Origin of the sequence: Nocardioides sp. 1609, from assembly GCF_004522105.1 — a bacterium.
GTDB lineage: Bacteria > Actinomycetota > Actinomycetes > Propionibacteriales > Nocardioidaceae > Nocardioides.
Map to the genome: position 1 here is coordinate 222872 of NZ_SPUJ01000006.1, position 17700 is coordinate 240571.

General features: G+C 73.0%; 18 protein-coding genes and 1 tRNA gene. 6 read left to right on the plus strand and 13 right to left on the minus strand.

Annotation, left to right across the window (positions count from 1 at the left end; all coding sequences use genetic code 11):
- Positions 1–125 precede the first annotated feature (125 nt).
- Positions 126–1262 carry a YihY/virulence factor BrkB family protein gene (locus E4623_RS17970; protein WP_134767935.1) on the plus strand — a complete coding sequence of 379 codons (1137 nt, stop codon included), beginning with the start codon at positions 126–128 and terminating at the stop codon, positions 1260–1262.
- Between the two features lie 52 nt (positions 1263–1314).
- Here E4623_RS17970 and E4623_RS17975 read toward each other — a convergent pair.
- A tRNA-Ser gene (locus tag E4623_RS17975) sits at positions 1315–1402 on the minus strand.
- A gap of 181 nt (positions 1403–1583) precedes the next feature.
- Between E4623_RS17975 and E4623_RS17980 the strand changes: the two genes are divergently transcribed.
- Positions 1584–1946, plus strand: coding sequence for a VOC family protein (locus E4623_RS17980; protein WP_134767936.1), 363 nt, complete (start codon positions 1584–1586; stop codon positions 1944–1946).
- A 5-nt stretch (positions 1947–1951) separates the two neighbouring features.
- On the opposite strand, the gene E4623_RS17985 is transcribed toward E4623_RS17980, so the two are convergent.
- The 3 genes from E4623_RS17985 to E4623_RS17995 form a co-directional block, all read right to left on the minus strand.
- Positions 1952–2548, minus strand: coding sequence for a TIGR03086 family metal-binding protein (locus E4623_RS17985; protein ID WP_134767937.1), 597 nt, complete (start codon positions 2546–2548; stop codon positions 1952–1954).
- Between the two features lie 48 nt (positions 2549–2596).
- Positions 2597–3028 carry a nucleoside deaminase gene (locus E4623_RS17990; RefSeq protein WP_134768079.1) on the minus strand — a complete coding sequence of 144 codons (432 nt, stop codon included), beginning with the start codon at positions 3026–3028 and terminating at the stop codon, positions 2597–2599.
- A 93-nt stretch (positions 3029–3121) separates the two neighbouring features.
- Positions 3122–3607: a tRNA adenosine deaminase-associated protein gene (locus E4623_RS17995; RefSeq protein ID WP_134767938.1), complete on the minus strand. Its 486-nt coding sequence runs from the start codon at positions 3605–3607 to the stop codon at positions 3122–3124.
- Between the two features lie 111 nt (positions 3608–3718).
- On the opposite strand from E4623_RS17995, the gene upp reads away from it, so the two are divergent.
- The 3 genes from upp to E4623_RS18010 are packed head-to-tail and all read left to right on the plus strand — an operon-like array spanning position 3719 to position 6468.
- On the plus strand, positions 3719–4360 hold the full coding sequence (upp, locus tag E4623_RS18000; RefSeq protein WP_134767939.1) for a uracil phosphoribosyltransferase: 642 nt from the start codon (positions 3719–3721) through the stop codon (positions 4358–4360).
- Positions 4361–4411: 51 nt separating this feature from the next.
- A complete protein-coding gene (locus tag E4623_RS18005; RefSeq protein WP_134767940.1) occupies positions 4412–5290 on the plus strand; it encodes an ATP-binding cassette domain-containing protein in 879 nt (292 codons plus the stop codon).
- The gene (locus tag E4623_RS18010; protein WP_134767941.1) at positions 5287–6468 is read left to right on the plus strand and encodes an ABC transporter permease; all 1182 of its coding nucleotides are present in this window, start codon (positions 5287–5289) and stop codon (positions 6466–6468) included. Before E4623_RS18005 ends, E4623_RS18010 begins: the two co-directional genes overlap by 4 nt.
- Before the next feature lie 30 nt (positions 6469–6498).
- Here the strand turns inward: E4623_RS18010 and E4623_RS18015 are convergent, their stop codons facing one another.
- The 9 genes from E4623_RS18015 to E4623_RS18055 form a co-directional block, all read right to left on the minus strand.
- Positions 6499–6930, minus strand: coding sequence for an organic hydroperoxide resistance protein (locus E4623_RS18015; protein ID WP_134767942.1), 432 nt, complete (start codon positions 6928–6930; stop codon positions 6499–6501).
- Positions 6931–7002: 72 nt separating this feature from the next.
- Complete coding sequence (locus E4623_RS18020; protein ID WP_134767943.1) at positions 7003–8391, minus strand: NAD(P)(+) transhydrogenase (Re/Si-specific) subunit beta; 1389 nt, start codon at positions 8389–8391, stop codon at positions 7003–7005.
- On the minus strand, positions 8391–8702 hold the full coding sequence (locus E4623_RS18025; protein WP_134767944.1) for an NAD(P) transhydrogenase subunit alpha: 312 nt from the start codon (positions 8700–8702) through the stop codon (positions 8391–8393). Before E4623_RS18025 ends, E4623_RS18020 begins: the two co-directional genes overlap by 1 nt.
- A gap of 206 nt (positions 8703–8908) precedes the next feature.
- Positions 8909–10054 carry an NAD(P) transhydrogenase subunit alpha gene (locus tag E4623_RS18030; protein WP_245155160.1) on the minus strand — a complete coding sequence of 382 codons (1146 nt, stop codon included), beginning with the start codon at positions 10052–10054 and terminating at the stop codon, positions 8909–8911.
- 132 nt (positions 10055–10186) lie between these two features.
- Positions 10187–10744: an RNA 2',3'-cyclic phosphodiesterase gene (gene thpR / locus E4623_RS18035; RefSeq protein ID WP_134768080.1), complete on the minus strand. Its 558-nt coding sequence runs from the start codon at positions 10742–10744 to the stop codon at positions 10187–10189.
- A 16-nt stretch (positions 10745–10760) separates the two neighbouring features.
- The gene (locus E4623_RS18040; RefSeq protein WP_134767946.1) at positions 10761–11498 is read right to left on the minus strand and encodes a VIT family protein; all 738 of its coding nucleotides are present in this window, start codon (positions 11496–11498) and stop codon (positions 10761–10763) included.
- A 40-nt stretch (positions 11499–11538) separates the two neighbouring features.
- Positions 11539–12243 (minus strand): hypothetical protein, encoded by a 705-nt coding sequence (locus E4623_RS18045; protein ID WP_167736737.1) that lies wholly within the window; start codon positions 12241–12243, stop codon positions 11539–11541.
- An 8-nt stretch (positions 12244–12251) separates the two neighbouring features.
- Positions 12252–13406, minus strand: coding sequence for an acyl-CoA dehydrogenase family protein (locus E4623_RS18050; RefSeq protein ID WP_134767948.1), 1155 nt, complete (start codon positions 13404–13406; stop codon positions 12252–12254).
- A gap of 42 nt (positions 13407–13448) precedes the next feature.
- Entirely contained in the window at positions 13449–15383 is a 1935-nt protein-coding gene (locus E4623_RS18055; protein WP_167736739.1) for a serine/threonine-protein kinase, read from the minus strand.
- A gap of 93 nt (positions 15384–15476) precedes the next feature.
- Between E4623_RS18055 and glgX the strand changes: the two genes are divergently transcribed.
- Positions 15477–17699: a glycogen debranching protein GlgX gene (gene glgX, locus E4623_RS18060; protein ID WP_167736741.1), complete on the plus strand. Its 2223-nt coding sequence runs from the start codon at positions 15477–15479 to the stop codon at positions 17697–17699.
- Position 17700 lies beyond the last annotated feature (1 nt).

Consider the following 17700-nt stretch of genomic DNA (forward strand, 5'->3'; position numbering starts at 1 on the left):
CCCCTCCTCCCCCGGACCACCTGCTTACGTTGTAAATTCACCTGCGGCCTGCGTCGTCGGCACGCGTCGCCCGGTGGGGCGGGGTCGCTCGCCTACGGTGTTCCGCACCACGAGAGGACGGCGTCATGGCAGGCACGGGAGGCGGCCGTCGGCACGACGAGCCGGCGGAGGTCTGCTCGACCGGATCGCGGTCATCCGAGTCGACCCCTGGCGGCGATCGCGGCGATGACGGCGGCGGTGGCGGCGTGGTCGGCCGCGTCGACCGCTTCCAGCAGCGCCACCGCGTGGTCGGGATGCCGATCTCGATCATCTACAAGTACGTCGACGACAGCGGCCCGCAGCTGGCCGCCCAGATCACCTACTACGCCTTCGTCTCGCTCTTCCCGCTGCTGCTGCTCGCCTCGACCATCCTCGGGCTCGTCCTGTCCGGCGACCCCGAGCTGCAACAACGGGTGCTCGACTCGGCGCTGGCCCAGCTGCCGCTCGTCGGCGACGACCTGCAGACCCCGCAGGGCCTCGGCGGCGGGGTGACCGGCCTCGTCGTCGGGCTCGCGGGCGCGCTGTACGGCGCCATGGGCGTCGGGATGGCGGTGCAGAACGCCAGCAACACGGCCTGGACCGTGCCGCGCAACGTGCGCGGCAACCCGGTCGTGGCGCGCGGGCGCAGCATCGTCCTGCTCAGCGTGATCGGCGTCGACGTCCTCGGCACCACCGCGCTCGCCGGGCTCGTCCGGGCGGCCACCTTCGTCGGCCCGCTGTCCAGCGTCGCCGTGCTGCTCGGCACCGTGGCCATCCACACCGCGACGTTCGCCTTCGTCTTCCGCTACGCCCCCGCGGCGCGCGACCTCTCGTGGCGCGAGGTGCTTCCGGGCGCCGTGGCGGCCGCGCTCGCCTGGCTCGCCCTCCAGTACGTCGGTGTCGCCTACGTCGGCCACACCATCGACGGCGCGAGCGCCACCAACGGGGTCTTCGCCGTCGTGCTGGGCCTGCTCGCCTTCCTCTACCTGGCGGCCGTGACCATCCTGCTCTGCCTCGAGCTCAACGTCGTCCTGGTCGACCGGTTGCACCCGCGCACGCTCCTGACGCCGTTCACCGACAACGTCGTGCTCACCGATGCCGACAAGCGCTCCTACACCGACCTCGCGAAGGCCCAGCGGGTCAAGGGCTTCGAGCGGGTCGAGGTCGAGTTCGCCCCCAGCCCCGCCGAGCAGCGGCGCGACGGCCAGGGCGACGACGAGGACGACGGCGAGGGCGACGACTGAACGACGACGGCTCCCGACCCGCGGGTGCGGGTCGGGAGCCGGTCGTGCTGGCTGGCGGTGGCGGTGGGATTTGAACCCACGGTGGGTTGCCCCACACATCATTTCGAGTGATGCACCTTCGGCCGCTCGGACACGCCACCGCCGGGAAGGTTACCGGAGCACCGACGAGCGGGGGAAATCGGATCGGCGCGTGACCCCACGCCGCCCCCGTCGTTGAGCCTGCGAGGGGCCGGTCGGCTCATGGGGTGTCGGCCGGCCCTCACAGCGGTGCCCCGGTTCCGTCCGTGGTCGCCCGTCGGTGGTCCGCCCTAGCGTGGTGCCATGACACTCACCCTCGCCATGGTCACCTGCGACACCCCCGACCCGAAGGGCCTCGCCTCCTGGTGGGCCGCCCAGGTCGGCGGCGACGTCGTGGATCCCTTCGACGGCAGCTACGTCATGGTGGTGGCCGGCCCGGTCCGGCTCGCCTTCCAGGTCGACGAGGCACCCACCCCCGGCAAGAACCGGCTGCACCTCGACCTCACCGCCACCGACCTCGACGCCGAGGTCGACCGGCTGCTCGCGGCCGGGGCCGGGCTCGTCGCCCGACGCGGCGACGAGAACTTCCGGTGGGTCACGCTCACCGATCCTGCGGGCAACGAGTTCTGCGTCGCCTCGGCCGCCGAGGCGGAGGCCGACCTGTGACCTGACTACCCGCGCCAGCCGGGGTCGCGACCGGTCAGGCCCAGCAGCCGGTCGAGCGGGCTCGCGTCGTCGGCCACCGCGACCGGCGGTCCGAAGAGACCCGGGCCGTCGTCGTCGGCGACACCACCCACGGGTGGCACGAACGACGCCACGAAGCCGGTGCAGGCCGCGACGGCGGCGGGGTCGGCGCCGTACCGCTGACCCGTCGCGGCCGCCAGGTCCCAGGCGTGCACGGTGATCTCGTCGAGGGCCACGAGAGCCGCCTCCGGCGCGGCCATCTCGACCGGCCCGGCCGTGGTGCGCCCCTCGTGCGCCGACGGCTCCGCCCAGGCAGCGGCCAGCAGGTCGAGCCCGGCGGCGATCCGGTCCCGGAAGTCGGCCGGCAGCCTCGAGGCGTCCCCGCTCGGTGCCGCGTCGCCGGTCATCGGCTCCTTGGTCGCGGCCCGCGTGAAGGCGATCGTCAGGCCCTGCACGTGGTCGAGCAGGTCGGCGACCGTGTACGCCGGGCACGGCGTCGGGTCGTCCAGCTGGTCGTCGCGGGTGCCGCGCACCAGGCGGGCCAGCTCGCGGGCGGTGGCGGTGAGGTCCAGCAGGTCGCTCATGCCACGTGCTGACCCGGCGGGCCCGCCGGAGTCATCGGCGGGGTCGGTTCAGCGGCGTCCGCCGAAGAAGTCCGTGAGCAGCAGGGCCGACTCGGCGGCGAGCACCCCGGCGACCACCTCCGGCCGGTGGTTGAGCCGGCGGTCGCGGACGACGTCCCACAGCGACCCGACGGCGCCCGCCTTGTCGTCGTGGGCCGCGAACACGACCCGCTCGACCCGGGCCAGCACGGCCGCTCCGGCGCACATGGTGCACGGCTCGAGCGTCACGACGAGGGTGCAGCCGGTCAGCCGCCAGGCGCCGATCGTCCGGGCGGCCTCGCGCAGCGCCACGACCTCGGCGTGGCCGGTGGGGTCGTGGTCGGCCTCGCGGACGTTGCGGCCGCGTCCCAGCACCGCTGCGTCCGGCCCGAGCACGACCGCCCCGATCGGCACGTCGCCGGTGGCCAGCGCCGCTCGAGCCTCCTCGAGGGCGACCCCCATCGCGTCGTCCCAGTGGTGGCTGCTCACCGGTCCATCATCCATGCCGGTGCGAGCGCCGCCGGTCGGGGCGACCCGGCCCCCGGTCGGCGTCGCTCAGGCCGGGGCGAGGCCCACGACGTCGTCGAAGAGCGTGCCGAAGCCGAGCAGCCGGGCGACGTCCGAGAGCAGCTCGTCGGGGTAGAGGTCGGGGTCGTCGAGCATCGCCTCGAACGCGACCGCGTCGAGACCGAGGTCCGCGAGCAGGTCGAGGTCGCCGGCCGGCGCCTGCTGGTCGTCGTCGTCGGGCTGCGGGAGGCGGAGGAACTCGACGGCGGTGTCGGCGAGGTCCCACTCACCGGCCGCGGTGATGTCGGAGAGGAGCAGGCGGGTGCGTCCGGTCTCGACCCGGAGCACCAGGAAGAAGTCGTCGTCGATGGCGATCAGCCCGATCGCGCCGCCGTCGCCGTCGAAGCGCCGCAACGCCTCGCTGAGCGTGCTGACGTCGGCCGGGAGGTCGTGCGCCAGCTCCTGCACCACCCAGGCGCCGTCGTCGCGGTAGGCGGCCAGGGCGAAGTCGACCTCGTCGAGCGTCTCGGCCATGTCACCAGGGTCGGGGTGCCGCCGGGTGGGGTCAACCCCTTTCGGCGCACCACCACGACCACGGCGCCACGACCGCGCGGGAGCACGCCGGTGACGGTCTAGGGTTCGGCCATGCGCACCCACGTCGTCGACCACCCGCTGGTGGCCCACAAGCTGACCGTGCTCCGCGACGAGCGCACCGACTCCCCGACCTTCCGCAGCCTCGCCGACGAGCTGGTGACGCTCCTGGCCTACGAGGCGACCCGCGACGTGCGCGTCGTGCCCGACGACATCGTGACGCCCGTCGCGCCGATGACCGGCGTGACGCTCGCGACGCCGAAGCCGCTGGTCGTGCCGATCCTGCGCGCCGGGCTCGGGATGCTCGACGGCATGATGCGGCTGCTGCCGACCGCCGAGGTCGGCTTCCTCGGGATGGTGCGCAACGAGGAGACGCTCGAGGCCTCGACGTACGCGGAGCGGCTGCCCGAGGACCTGTCCGGGCGCCAGTGCTACGTGCTCGACCCGATGCTCGCGACCGGCGGCACCCTCGCGGCCGCGATCCGCTTCCTCACCGACCGCGGCGCCGACGACATCACCTGCATCTGCCTGCTCGCTGCCCCCGAGGGCTGCGACAACCTCGAGCGCGCCCTCGAGGACCTCGAGGTGCCGGTCACCGTGGTCACCGCGGCGATGGACGAGCGGCTCAACGAGAAGGGCTACATCGTGCCCGGCCTCGGCGACGCCGGCGACCGGCTGTACGGCGTCGCGGGCTGACCCGTCGGGCCGGGCAGGACCGGCCGACCGGCCGTCCCCTACGTTGACGGCATGCTGGAAGCGCGCTCGCTGAGCAGGGTCTACGGCTCGACGACGGTGGTCGACGACGTCTCGTTCACGGTCTCGCCCGGCCGGGTCACCGGTTTCGTGGGGGCCAACGGCGCCGGCAAGACCACCACGATGCGGATGCTGATGGGCGTCCTGGGGGCCAGTGCGGGCGAGGTGCTCTGGAACGGCGCCCCCATCACCGCCGAGGCGCGCCGGTCCTTCGGCTACATGCCGGAGGAGCGCGGCCTCTACCCGCGGATGAAGCTGCACGAGCAGCTGGTGTTCTTCGCGCGCCTGCACGGGCTCGCCACCGCCGACGCGGCCGCGCGAGCGGCTGCGCTGCTCGGGCACTTCGGGCTGGAGGAGCGACGCGACGACGTCCTCGACGACCTGTCGCTCGGCAACCAGCAGCGGGTCCAGATCGCCGCGGCCCTGGTGCACCGGCCCGCCGCGCTGGTGCTCGACGAGCCCTTCTCCGGGCTCGACCCCACCGCCGTCGACTCGATGATCGACCTGCTGCGCACCGAGGCCGGCGACCTCCCGCTGCTGTTCTCCAGCCACCAGCTCGACCTCGTCGAGCGGCTGTGCGACGACCTGGTCGTGCTCTCGCGCGGCCGCGTGGTCGCCTCCGGCACGGTCGCGGCGCTCCGCGACCGCGGCGCGGACCGCTACCGCGTGGTCCACGACGGTGTCGAGGCCTCCTGGCTGCGCGACCTGCGCGGCATCACCGTCGACGACGTCGACGGGTCCACCGCGGTGGTCAGCCTCGACGGGCTGTCCCCCTCCGAGCTGGTGTCCGCCGCCGTGGCCCGCGGGCCGGTCCAGGAGGTCGCGCGCGTGCGCCAGCCGTTGTCCGAGATCTTCCGGGAGGTCACCCGATGAGCGCCCGGACCACCGGGCTCTGGCGGGTCGTCGCGGCCCGTGAGGTCAGCACCCAGGTGCGCAGCAAGGCGTTCCGGCTCTCCGTCGCGGCGCTCGTGCTCGGCCTGGTCGCGATCGTCGTCGCGGTGACGCTGTTCCCCGACGGCGAGGAGACCTACGACGTCGCGGTCGTCGACAGCGCGAGCAGCAGCCTCGTCGACACCGGGTCGGGGATCGCCGGCACGCTCGAGGAGGGCACCGAGCTGAGGAGCAAGAGCTACGGCGACGCCGCCGGCGCCGAGCGGGCGGTGCGCGACGGCGACGTCGACGCCGCCCTGCTCGCCACCGACGACGGCTACGAGCTGGTGGGTGACGGCGAGGTCGAGCCGGTGCTCGGCGAGGCGTTGCGGGCCGCCGTCTCGCAGAGCGTCACCGCGGAGAACGCCGCCGCCCAGGACGTCGACCTGGAGGCCCTCGCGGCCGGCACCCAGGTCGGCCAGCGGCTGCTCGACCCCGACGCCGAGGACGCCGGCCTGCGCACGGGGGCGTCGTTCGTCTTCGTGCTGCTCTTCTACGTCACCGCGCTGACGTTCGGGATGCAGATCGCCTCGTCGGTGACCCAGGAGAAGGAGAGCCGGGTCGTGGAGATCCTCGCGGCCGCGGTCCCGATCCGGACGCTGCTGTGGGGCAAGGTGATCGGCACCTCGGTCCTGGCGATCGGCCAGACCGTGCTGCTGGCGGCGGTCGGCGTCGTCGCGCTGCTCGCCACCGGCAACGCGCACGCCCTCGGCGTCGTCGGACCCGCGATCGGCTGGTACGTGGTGTTCTTCGTCCTCGGCTTCGTCGCGCTGGCCGGGTTCTGGTCGATCGCCGGCTCGCTGGCCGGCCGCCAGCAGGACCTCGGCGCCACGACGGCACCGCTGCAGATGATCCTGTTCGCGCCGTACCTCGTCTCGGTGCTGGCCGGCGAGGGCGTCAAGACCGTCGTCTCGATGCTGCCCATCGTCTCCACGATGATGATGCCGTCGCGACTGGCCGAGGGGCACGTCCCGCTGTGGCAGCTCGGCGTCGCGGTCCTCACGACGGTGGGCGCGGCCGTGCTCTTCGTGCGGGTCGGCGCTGCGGTCTACGAGCGCACCCTGCTGCAGACCGGGCGCCGGATCGGCCTGCGTGAGGCTCTCTCCGACGCCCGGTCCTGAGTGCTGCTGGGTCGTCCCGGTGCTGGGGGCTCAGGCGCCCTTGCCGGTCACGGTGACGGGGACGTTGCCGCGGGTGGCCTTGGAGTAGGGGCACACCTGGTGAGCGGCCTCGACGAGCTCCTGCGCCGTCGCGTCGTCGACACCCGGGATGGTCGCGGTGATGTCGGCGGTGATGGCGAAGGAGTCACCCTCGGGGCCGAAGCCGACCGCGACGTCGACGGTCGAGCCGGACGTGTCGACGCCGGCCTTCTTGGCGACCAGGCCGAGCGCACCCTGGAAGCAGGCGCCGTAGCCGACGGCGAACAGCTGCTCGGGGTTCGTGCCGGTGCCCGGCCCGCCGGTCTCCTTCGGGGCGGTCAGGTCGAGGTCCAGGACGCCGTCCTCGGACCTGGCGTGGCCGGCGCGGCCGCCGGTGATCGACGCGCGGGCGGTGTAGACGATCTTGGTCGGTGTGTTGGTCATGTCCCCTGAACCGACCTCGGACCGTCGCTGTTCCTTGTCTGACAACCCGTCGGGTCCGTCGGGCCGCCGGGCTCAGAGCGCCTTGGTCGCGGCGAGCAGCTTGCCGAGGGTGTCCTTCGCGTCGCCGAAGAGCAGCGTCGTGGTCGGCTCGAAGAGCAACTCGTTCTCGATCCCGGCGAACCCGGGTCGCATCGACCGCTTGAGGAAGACGACCTGGCGCGCCTGGTCGACGTCGAGGATCGGCATGCCGTAGATCGGCGCGCTCGGGGTGGTGCGGGCGGCCGGGTTGACGACGTCGTTGGCACCGACGACCAGGACGACGTCGGTCTGGCGGAACTCGCCGTTGATGTCGTCCATCTCCTTGAGCTGCTCGTAGGGCACCTGGGCCTCGGCGAGCAGCACGTTCATGTGGCCGGGCATCCGGCCCGCGACCGGGTGGATCGCGTAGTCGACCTCGGTGCCGCGGGCGAGCAGCACCTCGACGAGCTCGCGCAGCGTGTGCTGCGCCTGGGCCACGGCCAGGCCGTAGCCGGGCACGACGATCACCTTCTCGGCGTACCCGAGCAGGATCGCGACGTCGTCGGGCCCGGCGCTGCGCACCGGCCGGTCGGAGGCCTCGCCGGCGCCGAGGGTCGAGCCGCCCTTGAGCGCGCCGAAGAGGATGTTGGACACCGAGCGGCCCATGGCCCTGGCCATCAGCAGGGTCAGGAACGTGCCCGAGGCACCGACCAGGGTGCCGGCGACGAGGAGCACGGTGTTCTGCAGCACGTAGCCGCCGGCGGCGACGGTCAGGCCGGTGAAGGCGTTGAGCAGCGAGATCACGATCGGGACGTCGGCGCCACCGACCGGCAGCACCAGCAGCACGCCGAGCGCCAGGCCGAGCACGGCGAGCACGATGCCGGCCCACATCACCGGCTCGTCGACGACCACGCCGGACACGACGAGCCCCGCGAGGAACGCTCCGCCGAAGGCGAACGGCAGCCCGGGGAAGACCACCGGGCGCGACGTCATCAGGTCCTGGAGCTTGGCGAAGGTGATCACCGAGCCCGAGAAGGACACCGCCCCCACGAGGATCGTGAACGCCGTCGCGACGAGGTAGGCGGCGTCGACGTCGACGCCCACCGCAGCGGCGTCCGCGAAGTGCTCGAGCTCGAGCAGCGCGACGAGCGCGGCCGCGCCACCCCCGACGCCGTTGAACAGCGCGACCATCTGCGGCATCTGGGTCATCTGCACGCGCTGGGCGCCGACGGCCCCGATCACCGTGCCGACGGCGATCGCGACGAGGATGAGGGCGACGTTGTCGAGGTCGGCGTAGAAGAAGGGGACCACGCACGCGACGACGGCGGCACCGGCGCCGACGAGGTTGCCCGTGCGGGCGGTCCTCGGACCCGACAGCCCCTTGAGGGCGAGGATGAACCCGACGGCGCAGACGAGGAAGACGACCTCGGCCCAGGTGGGCATCAGGCGCCCCCGCCCTCGACGGGCCTCTTCGCGGCGGGCTTGCGGGTGAACATCTGCAGCATCCGGTCGGTCACCACGAACCCGCCGACCATGTTGATCGCCGCGAGCACGATCGCCACCAGCGCGACCACCAGCGCGAAGCCGTCGGCGTCGCCGGCGACGAGGATCGCGCCGAGCAGGATGATCCCGTGGATGGCGTTCGCGCCCGACATGAGCGGGGTGTGCAGCGTCGAGGAGACCTTGGCGATCACCTCGATGCCGACGAAGACGCTGAGGACGAAGTACGTCAGCCAGGTGACGTCGTTGCTCATGCGGGGTCCCCTCGGCGTTGTTCGGCGGCGGAGCGGAGCGGGGGAGCTGAACGTCGTGGGGTGCTCATGCGGGGTCCCCTCGGCGTTGTTCGGCGGCGGAGCGGAGCGGGGGAGCTGGAGAACGTCGTGGGGTGCTCATGCGGGGTCCCCTCGTCGTTGTTCGGCGGCGGAGCGGAGCGGGGGAGCTGGAGAACGTCGTGGGGTGCTCATGCGGGGTCCTCCGCCGGGTCGCCCTCGAGGGCGAGCCGGGTGGGTTCGTGGCGGATGACGCCGTCGTGGGTGACGCAGGCGCCGGCGAGGATCTCGTCGTCGAGGTCGGGGTCGAGCGAGGGTCCCTCGTCGGCGTCGGCCCCGCTGCGGGTCAGGAGCGTGACGAGGTTGACGATGTTCTGGGCGTACAGCCGGGACGCCGGCCCCGGCATCTGCGAGGGGACGTTGCGCCCGCCCCACACCTGGGCGTGCCCGATCCGGACGATCGTGCCGGCGACGGCGCCCTCGACGTTGCCGCCGCTGTCGGCGGCGAGGTCGACGACCACCGAGCCCGGGCGCATCTGCTCGATCGTCGCCGCCTCGACCAGCAGCGGCGCCGTGCGCCCCGGGACGGCGGCGGTGGTGATCAGCGCGTCGGCGTTCGCGATGTAGGGCGCCAGCAGCTCGCGCTGCCGCGCCGCACGGTCCTCGCTCATCTCGCGGGCGTAGCCGCCGGCGCCGTCGAGCGTCTCGAGGTCGAGCTCGATGGCCTTGGCGCCCATCGAGCGGATCTCCTCGGCGGCCGCGGCGCGCACGTCGTAGGCGCGGACGACGGCACCGAGGCGCTTCGCCGTCGCGATCGCCTGCAGCCCGGCGACCCCGGCGCCGAGGACGACGACCTCGGCGGGTTGCACGGTGCCGGCCGCGGTCATGTTGAGCGGGAAGAACCGGCGCAGCAGGCCGACGGCGACCACCGCGCAGCGGTAGCCGCTGACCAGGCTCTGCGAGCTCAGCGCGTCCATCGACTGGGCGCGCGAGATGCGGGGCACCAGCTCCATCGCGAGGCTGGTGATGCCGAGGTCGCGCAGGTCGGCGACCAGCCCGAGCTCCTGGGCGACCGGGAGGAACGACACCGTCGTGGCGCCGCGCCGGAGCCGCCGGACCGTGCCGGGGTCGAGCGGTTGGACCGACACGACGAGGTCGGCGCCGTCGACGGCGTCCGGGTCGAGGCCGGCCCCGGCGGCGACGTACTCGGCGTCGGCGAGGAGGGCACGCTCGCCGGCACCCGGCTCGACCACGACGTCGTACCCCAGCGCGGACAGCCTGCCGACCAGCTCGGGCACCAGCGCGACCCGCGTCTCGCCCTCCCGGGTCTCCCTCACCACTGCGATCCTCACGACGGCCAACCTAGGCCACCGCGCTCCCGTCCGGGTGACGCCGATCACCCCGCGGCCGGGGTAGTCCCGGACGATCGGCCCCACCTTCGGCAGCGAACCGGGGCCGATCGTCCGGGACTACCCCAGCGGGAGCTCGACGGCCAGCTCGTGACGAGGACGACGACGGGGACCCTCGCCGAGGTGCGAGGCGACGAGACCGATCCGGTCGACGGTCCAGGTGGGTCCGGCGTAGGCGTCGAGGAGACGGACCCACCGCGAGACCTCCTGCGGGCGCCCGAGCCGGGCCAGGGTGACGTGGGGCCGGAACCGCTGGCCGTCCGGGGCGGCACCGGCGTGGTTGGCGGCGGCCCGGGCGCCGACGGCGACCCGCTCGAGCTCGTCGCGGGCGGCCACGCCGAGGTCGAGACCGGCCCACAGCACCTTCGCCCGGGCCGGGTCGGGGAAGGCCCCGCCGCCGGCGATCCGCGCCTCGAACGGCGTCCGGCGGGCCGCGGCGGCGGCGAGGCCCTCCACGAGTGCGTCGAGCGCGTGGTCGGGCACGTCGGCGAGGAAGGCGAGCGTGACGTGCAGCTGCTCGGGCGAGGTCCAGCGGAAGGCACCGTGCTCGCGACGTGGCTCGAGGAGCTCGACGAGGTGCTCCACGGCGCCGTCGGGGGGCAGCACCGCCACGAACATGCGGGTCACCGGCGGCTCACCCGATCCGGGTGCCGAGCACCGAGCCGACGGCGTAGGTCGCGGCCATCGCGAAGAACCCGCCCGCGACGTTGCGGGCCACGGCCCGGCCCGGCGGCGCGTGGCCCAGCCGGGCGCTGGCGAACCCCGTGACCGCGAGCGCGACGGCGACCGCCACCACCGTCACCCAGACCCGCAGCGCGGCGTCGACGAGGGAGATGGTCGCCAGCGGCAGCAGCGCCCCCAGGGTGAATGCGACCATCGAGGCGAGCGCGGCGCTCCCCGGGCTGGTGAGGTCGTGGGGGTCGATGCCCAGCTCGACCTCGGCGTGCGCCCCGAGCGCGTCGCGGTCGGTGAGCTGGCGGGCCACCTCGAGCGCGAGGTCCGGGTCGAGGCCGCGCTCGACGTACAGCCCGGCGAGCTCGGCGAGCTCCTCCTCGGGCTCCTCGCGCAGCTCGCGCTCCTCCTGGCGCAGCAGGGCGCGCTCGGAGTCGCGCTGGGTGGAGACCGAGACGTACTCCCCCGCCGCCATGCTCGCCGCGCCGGCGACCAGCCCGGCCACCCCGGCGACGACGATGGCGCTCCGGTCGGAGGTCGCGCCGGCGACGCCGACGACGATCCCGGCGGTCGAGACGATGCCGTCGTTGGCGCCGAGGACGCCGGCGCGGAGCCAGTTGAGCCGCCGGGCCAGGCCCCCGCGGTGCTCGGCCGGCTCGTCGTCGTGCGGTCCGGGCGTCAGCGCGACCTCGGAGCTCATGGGCCGATCGTGTCCGTCGGCCGGGAGGACCACAAGGGACTCAGCGGGAGCCTTCGAGGAAGTACGTCGTGACGCGGTGCCCGGCCTCGACCAGCAGCAGCTCGCGCATCAGGTCGTCGGGGCGCTGGGTGACGACCGAGACCGTCGCGCCCCGCTCGGCCGCCTCCGCCTCGACGGCGGCCAGTGCGGCGGCGGTGTCGACCGAGGTGACCAGGAGGACCGACCCGCCCGGGTCGTGGACCGGTGGCGCCGGCACGAGGGTGCCGCTGGCGCCCGGAGCGTCGAGGCGCACCTTGCCGCCCTCGCCGCGCACCTGGACGAGCGGCAGGTCGCGGTGCCACCAGACCTCGGTGACGGTGAGGCCGAGCGCCTCGGCACAGGCCTTCCGCTCGGGCTCGGCGGCGGGTGCGGCGAGCCGGACCGGCTGGCCGGCGTCCAGGACGGCGCCGAGCAGGGCCGTCCCCTCGCTCTCCCAGGCCGGCCCGGAGACCACCAGGTCGTCGACGACCCGGCGTCGCTCGCCGGGCACGGCGACGACGTAGCCGTGGTCGGTGCGCAGGGTGAGCGTGGCGGCGTCGTCGACCAGGTGCGCGAGGAAGGCCCGGTGCCGCTCGGTTGCGTCGGCCGCCGGACGCCAGAAGCGCGGGGCGTGCGGGGCCAGGGCGGCCCGGCGGGCGCGGGCGGCCTCGACGGCCCAGTCGAGGTCGGCGTGGGTGAGTGGACGCAGGGTCGCGGGCTGGTTCACGGGCGTGCTCACAGGCCGAGGTCGCGGCCGATGAGCTCCTTCATGATCTCGTTCGACCCCGCCCAGATCTTCGAGACGCGGGCGTCGCGCCAGGCCCGGGCGACGCGGTACTCGTTCATGAAGCCGTAGCCACCGTGCAGCTGCACGCAGTGGTCGAGGATGTCGTTCTGCACCTGCGAGGTCCACCACTTGGCCTTGGCGGCGTCGACCGGGGTGAGCTCCTGGCGGGCGTGGGCGACGACGCACGCGTCGACGTAGGCCTGGGTGACGTCGACCTGGGTGAACAGCTCGGCGAGCAGGAACTTGTTGTGCTGGAAGGTGCCGATGCCGGCCCCGAACGCCGTCCGCTCCTGCGCGTAGACCAGCGTCTCGCCGAGGATCTGCCGGGCGTGGGCGAGGTTGGAGATCGCGCAGCCGAGCCGCTCCTGCGGCAGGTTCTGCATCATGTGGATGAAGCCCCGGTCGAGCTCGCCCACGATGTCGTCGTCGGTGAGCCGGACGTTGTCGAGGAAGAGCTCCGCGGTGTCGGACTCGTCCTGGCCGACCTTGTCGAGCTTGCGGCCACGGCTGAAGCCCTCGGCGTCGGCGGGGATCGCGAAGAGCGTGATGCCCTTGGCCTTCTTCTCCGGGGCGGTGCGCACGGCCGTGACGACGAGGTCGGCGGAGTAGCCGTTGGTGATGAAGGTCTTCGAGCCGTTGACCACCCAGCCGTCGCCGTCGCGCACCGCGCTCGACCGGAGTGCGGCGAGGTCGGAGCCGCCGCTCGGCTCGGTCATGCCGATGGCGGTCAGGATCTCGCCGGACGCGACGCCCGGCAGCCACCGCGCCCGCTGCTCCTCGGTGGTCAGCTCGACGAGGTACGGCGCGACGATGTCGGCGTGGATGCCGACGCACGAGCCCAGCGCCGCGTTCACCTTGGAGAGCTCCTCCAGGAGCACCGCGTTGAACCGGTAGTCGCCCTCGGCCAGGTCGCGCGAGCCGCCGTACTGGTCGGGGATCTCGAGGCCGAGGAAGCCCTGCGCGCCGGCCTCGGTCCAGAAGGCGCGCGGCAGCGCCTTCTCGGCGGCGTGCTGCTCGACGTGGGGCACCACCGACCGGTCCAGGAACTCCTTGACCGAGGCGCGGAACGCCTCGTGGTCCTCGCCGTAGATCTCGCGCTTCATGGGGCCGAGCGTACTGCGCCGGCTACCGAGCGGTAACCGGCACTAGCCGGTGAAGTCGGCCGGGTCGATGACCTCGTCGGCCGGCGGCGCCTCGGCGGTGAAGGGCTCGTCGAAGCCGCTGAGGTCGAAGCGACCGTTGTCGGCCTCGTTCTCGAGACGGAGCACGTAGTGCGGCGCCTCGAGCCGCACCTGCGCCACCGTGGTGTCGGAGCCGTCGGCCGTGGTGATCGCGACGACCTCCTGGCCCTCGATCTCGGTGACCTCGCCCTTGGCGGCCTCGCCGTCGCTGGTGCCGCCGTCGCCCTCGAGCAGCTCGTCGAGGTCGCAGAGGTCGGCGAAGTCGTCGGACTGCGTCGCGTCGGCCTTGAGCCACTTGTCGCCGATCAGGGTCATGAAGAGGTCGACGTCGACCGAGCCGTCGGTGTTGCTCGCCTCGAGGAAGGCCCGGTCGGGGCGCAGCCACGCCTCGCCGTCGATCCGCCGGAGCTGGGCGGTGCCGTCGCCGATGCTCAGCTCGCCGTCGCAGTCGCCCGCCGAGGTGATCGTCATCTCGACGCCCCCGGGCTGCCCGTCCTGGTCGACGGTGCCGGACATCCTCACCGAGTCGAGCACCCGCATGTCCTTCTCCGCGGCCAGGAGGATCGCGTCGGCGTCGGAGTCGAGGAACTCCTGGGACTCGGCGGAGCGACCGCTCGCTCCACCACCGCCCCCGCCGCCGGCGCCGCCCCCGCCGCCGTTGTCGTCGTCGCCCCCGGTGCCGGCGACGATCGCGGCCCCGCCGCCGATGATGATCGCGACGGCGGCGGCCGACAGCCCGATCCACAGGCCCCGTCGCGACCCGCGCGCGGACCCGCCCGACGAGCCGCCCGAGGACCGGGGCGGGGCGCCGTACCCGCTGGGCGGTCCGGACGGCGGCGCGGCCGTCGGTGACGAGGCCGCGAGGTGGCGGGGGACGCCGGACGGCCCGGGCGAGGACGGGACCGATGACCAGGACGACGTGGACGACGGGGACGCTGGGGACGACGGGGGCACCGACGGCGTCGGCGTCCGGGAGACGTGCGGTGCGCCGCCGCCCAGCTGCGTGGGGGCGGACCCGCTGAGCGTCGCCGCGTGCACCCCGAACGTCGGGTCGTCGGTCATCCGCAGGCACTCGCGCAGGTCGTCGCGCAGGGCCAGCGCGGAGCGGTAGCGGTGCCCCGGCTCCTTGGCCATCGAGACCCGCAGCGCGCGGTTGAGCGCCTCGGTCATCGGCGAGACCGTGGGCAGCTGCGGTACCGGGCTGGTCATGTGGGCGCCGGCGATCTCGAACTCGGTCGCGCCGGAGTACGGCGGCTGGCCGGTGAGCGCGACCCAGAGCAGGCACCCGAGGGAGTAGATGTCGGTCGAGAGGCCGGCCTGCGCGCCGGAGTGCAGCTCGGGCGCCATGTACGACGGCGTGCCGGCGACCACGCTGCCGATCCGGGTGACCTCCGCGTCGATCCGGCGGGCGATGCCGAAGTCACCGAGGTAGGCCTGGACGGTGTCGGCGCCGCGACGGCGGACCAGGACGTTGCCGGGCTTGATGTCGCGGTGCACGAAGCCCGCGGTGTGGGCGTCGTGGAGACCACTGGCGACCTGCTCGATCAGCTCGAGCGCCTTGCCGAGCGGCGGCGGACCCCAACGCGTGAGCATCTGGCCGAGGTCGCCGTCCGGGATCAGCTGGGTGGCGATGTAGAGGTAGCCGTCCTCCTCGCCGTGGGCGTAAACCTGCACGACGTGGGGCGAGTCGAGGGAGGCCAGGGCACGCGCCTCGCTGGCGAAGCGCGCGCGGAAGTCGGGGTCGCCGGCGAGCTGCGGGGAGATCACCTTCAGCGCCACCCGGCGTTCGAGGTTGACCTCCAGGGCGTCGTACACGACACCCATGCCGCCGGCCCCGAGCTGGGCGATCACCCGGAACCGGCCGATCGAGTCGCCGGGGGTGGGGAAGGATGCGGTCACAGGCATGTTCTACCTGACGCGGGCACCCCTCGGGAGGATCCCGGAGAACGGGGTCGGTGTGCTTGGATCGTTCCAAACACCACTGGAGGCACCGTGAGCGAGCACCCGACGACGCCGATCGACGTCATCGACGGTCCGATCTGGCCCGGACATCCCTACCCGCTGGGGGCCACGTTCGACGGCACAGGCACCAACTTCGCCCTGTTCAGCGAGGTGGCCGAGCAGGTCGAGCTGTGCCTCTTCGACACCGACGGCCACGAGACGCGGGTCCGGCTCACCGAGGTCGACGCGTTCGTGTGGCACTGCTACCTGCCGCAGGTGCAGCCCGGCCAGCGCTACGGCTACCGCGTGCACGGCCCGCACGACCCCGAGCGTGGCCTGCGCTGCAACCCCAACAAGCTCCTCCTCGACCCCTACGCCAAGGCGACCGCCGGCGAGATCGACTGGGACCAGAGCCTGTTCGGCTACACCTTCGGCGACGAGGACTCCCGCAACGACGAGGACTCCGCCGGCCACATGACGCACGGCGTCGTCATCAACCCGTTCTTCGACTGGGAGGGTGACCGCCTGCTCAACATCCCCTACAACGAGTCGGTCATCTACGAGGCGCACGTCAAGGGGATGACGCAGCAGCACCCCGACGTCCCCGAGGAGCTGCGCGGCACGTACGCCGGCCTGGCGCACCCCGCGATCACCGAGCACCTCAAGCACCTGGGCATCACCGCGATCGAGCTGATGCCGGTGCACCAGTTCATCCAGGACAGCACCCTGCTCGACCGGGGCCTGCGCAACTACTGGGGCTACAACACGCTGGCGTTCTTCGCGCCGCACGCCGACTACGCCGCCACCGGTGGACCGGGGCAGCTGGGCCAGCAGGTCCAGGAGTTCAAGGGCATGGTCAAGGCGATGCACGCCGCCGGCATCGAGGTCATCCTCGACGTCGTCTACAACCACACCGCCGAGGGCAACCACCTCGGCCCGACGCTGAGCATGCGCGGCATCGACAACCAGGCCTACTACCGGACGGTCGAGGACGACCAGAAGTTCTACATGGACTACACCGGCACCGGGAACTCCCTCAACGTCGGCAACCCGCACGCCCTGCAGCTCATCATGGACTCCCTGCGCTACTGGGTCACCGAGATGCACGTCGACGGCTTCCGCTTCGACCTGGCCTCCACGCTCGCCCGCGAGTTCTACGAGGTCGACCGGCTCGCGGCGTTCTTCGAGCTCGTGCAGCAGGACCCGGTGGTCTCGCAGGTCAAGCTGATCGCCGAGCCCTGGGACATCGGCCCCGGCGGCTACCAGGTCGGCGGCTTCCCGCCGCAGTGGACCGAGTGGAACGGCGCCTACCGCGACGTCGTCCGCGACTTCTGGCGCGGCGAGCCCGCCCTGGGCGAGTTCGCCTCCCGCGTCGCCGGCTCCTCCGACCTCTACGAGCACTCCGGACGACGTCCGGTGGCGAGCATCAACTTCGTCACCGCCCACGACGGCTTCACCATGCGCGACCTCGTCTCCTACAACGAGAAGCACAACGAGGCCAACGGCGAGGACAGCCGCGACGGCGAGAGCCACAACCGCTCCTACAACCACGGCGCGGAGGGTCCCACCGACGACCCGGAGATCCTCGCGCTGCGCTCGCGCGCCCAGCGCAACCTGCTGGCCACGCTGCTCCTCAGCCAGGGCGTCCCGATGCTGCTGCACGGCGACGAGCTCGGCCGCACCCAGGACGGCAACAACAACACCTACGCCCAGGACTCCGAGATCGCCTGGATGGACTGGGTCAACGTCGACCGGCCGCTGATGGAGTTCACCGCCGCGGTGATCCAGCTGCGGCACTCGCACCCGACGTTCCGCCGCAAGCGGTTCTTCACCGGGTCCACGGTGCGCATCGGCCAGGCCGGCGAGGACCGGCTCAACGACATCGTCTGGCTGCACCTCGACGGCCACCCGATGGAGCACGACGACTGGGACGGTGGTTCGCAGGCGATCGGGATGTACCTCAACGGCAACGGGATCGCCGGCAAGGACGCCCGCGGCGCCACCATCACCGACGAGCACTTCCTGCTGTACTTCAACGCCGACGGGCCGGCCGACATCACCCTGCCGCCCGAGGAGTACTCCGAGGCCTGGGACGTCGTCATCAACACCGGTGGGTCGGCCGACGCCTCCGAGACCTGCCCGGCCGGATCGATGTTCCACATGGAGAGCAGCAGCCTGCTCGTGCTGCGCGAGCACCGCGAGCCGGAGGCCGAGCCCGACCACTCCGTCGCGGCGTCCGTGGCGGCGTCGGTGGCCCAGGGCCGGAACGTCTGAC

Bases quoted from the DNA above. Each gene is read 5' to 3' on its own strand.
- E4623_RS17995 (WP_134767938.1), bottom strand. From the start codon at position 3,607: ATGGCCGAGACGCTCGACGAGGTCGACTTCGCCCTGGCCGCCTACCGC.
- E4623_RS18010 (WP_134767941.1), top strand. From the start codon at position 5,287: ATGAGCGCCCGGACCACCGGGCTCTGGCGGGTCGTCGCGGCCCGTGAG.
- E4623_RS17970 (WP_134767935.1), top strand. From the start codon at position 126: ATGGCAGGCACGGGAGGCGGCCGTCGGCACGACGAGCCGGCGGAGGTC.
- thpR (WP_134768080.1), bottom strand. From the start codon at position 10,744: ATGTTCGTGGCGGTGCTGCCCCCCGACGGCGCCGTGGAGCACCTCGTC.
- E4623_RS17985 (WP_134767937.1), bottom strand. From the start codon at position 2,548: ATGAGCGACCTGCTGGACCTCACCGCCACCGCCCGCGAGCTGGCCCGC.
- upp (WP_134767939.1), top strand. From the start codon at position 3,719: ATGCGCACCCACGTCGTCGACCACCCGCTGGTGGCCCACAAGCTGACC.
- E4623_RS18015 (WP_134767942.1), bottom strand. From the start codon at position 6,930: ATGACCAACACACCGACCAAGATCGTCTACACCGCCCGCGCGTCGATC.
- E4623_RS18040 (WP_134767946.1), bottom strand. From the start codon at position 11,498: ATGAGCTCCGAGGTCGCGCTGACGCCCGGACCGCACGACGACGAGCCG.
- E4623_RS17990 (WP_134768079.1), bottom strand. From the start codon at position 3,028: ATGGGGGTCGCCCTCGAGGAGGCTCGAGCGGCGCTGGCCACCGGCGAC.
- E4623_RS18020 (WP_134767943.1), bottom strand. From the start codon at position 8,391: ATGCCCACCTGGGCCGAGGTCGTCTTCCTCGTCTGCGCCGTCGGGTTC.
- E4623_RS17980 (WP_134767936.1), top strand. From the start codon at position 1,584: ATGACACTCACCCTCGCCATGGTCACCTGCGACACCCCCGACCCGAAG.
- E4623_RS18025 (WP_134767944.1), bottom strand. From the start codon at position 8,702: ATGAGCAACGACGTCACCTGGCTGACGTACTTCGTCCTCAGCGTCTTC.
- E4623_RS18005 (WP_134767940.1), top strand. From the start codon at position 4,412: ATGCTGGAAGCGCGCTCGCTGAGCAGGGTCTACGGCTCGACGACGGTG.
- E4623_RS18050 (WP_134767948.1), bottom strand. From the start codon at position 13,406: ATGAAGCGCGAGATCTACGGCGAGGACCACGAGGCGTTCCGCGCCTCG.